1 protein-coding gene is annotated in these 1207 nt (G+C 52.4%); it reads left to right on the plus strand.

The window, feature by feature from the left end:
• The first annotated feature begins 79 nt into the window (after window positions 1-79).
• A protein-coding gene (locus tag AB1287_RS22310) for an IS3 family transposase (protein ID WP_436799860.1) occupies window positions 80-1191 on the plus strand; the annotation gives its coding sequence in 2 pieces (ribosomal slippage) (window positions 80-341 and window positions 341-1191; 1113 coding nt in all).
• The last annotated feature ends 16 nt before the right edge of the window (window positions 1192-1207 follow it).

Below are 1207 nucleotides of genomic sequence, written 5' to 3' on the forward strand. Positions count from 1 at the left end.
TGTAAGCATCCCTGCAAAACGAACCATTCACTTTTAGAGATCTTCCGACATACTGTTTATGTACTCTGAGGAGATCGTCATGCGCAAAGCCCGATTCACCGAGCACCAGATCATCACCGTTCTGAAGTCTGTTGAAGCCGGACGCACCGTCAAAGATGTCTGCCGCGAAGCGGGAATATCGGAGGCCTCGTATTACAACTGGAAAGCAAAGTACGGCGGTATGGAAGCCTCTGATATCAAAAAGATGAAAGATCTCGAGGACGAAAACCGCCGACTCAAACAGATGTTTGCCGATCTCAGTCTGGAATGCCGGGCGCTGAAAGACGTCATTGAAAAAAAGCTTTAAAACCAGCGATAAAGCGGGAGCTCGTCGGTTATCTGACCTCACAATTTACGATGAGCACTCGCCAGGCATGCAGGATGTTATCGCTGAGCAGGACGGTGTACTTTTACCAGCCCGACACCCGGCGTGATGAACCGGTGATCCACGCGTTGACCGAGCTGGCGGAGCGCTATCCACGATACGGTTTTAAGAAGCTGTTCCAGCTGCTACGCAGGCAGGGCAACACCTGGAACCACAAGCGCGTGCACCGGATTTACTGTCTGCTGAAACTGAATTTTCGTCGCAGGGGAAAGCAGCGTCTGCCGGTACGCAACCCCGCGCCACTGGCGACGCCGGAAGCGCTAAACCAGAGCTGGTCCATCGATTTTATGCATGATGCGTTGCTCTGTGGCAGACGCTTCAGGACCTTCAATGTGGTGGATGACTTTAACCGTGAAGCACTGGCGATAGAAATTGACCTGAATATCCCGGCCCAACGTGTTGTGAGAGTGCTGGACAGGATCGCAGCAAACCGGGGTTATCCGCTGAAGATGCGGATGGATAATGGCCCGGAACTGATCTCAGTAGCGCTGGCGCAGTGGGCCGAAGAACATGGGGTAATGCTGGAATTTATCAAGCCGGGTAAACCGACACAGAACGCGTTTATCGAGCGCTTTAACCGGACGTACCGGACAGAAGTCCTGGATTTTTATTTGTTCAGGACACTGAATGAAGCACGGGAAATCACGGAGCGCTGGCTGGCCGAATATAACAGCGAGCGACCTCATGAATCTCTGAATAATCTGACGCCGGAAGAATACCGGCTGATGGCTGAAACCCCGGAAGTCTCAAAAAGTGCGTGGAACTAAAACAGGTGTGCTGGCA

Origin of the sequence: Scandinavium sp. UTDF21-P1B (assembly GCF_040750395.1) — a bacterium.
GTDB lineage: Bacteria > Pseudomonadota > Gammaproteobacteria > Enterobacterales > Enterobacteriaceae > Scandinavium.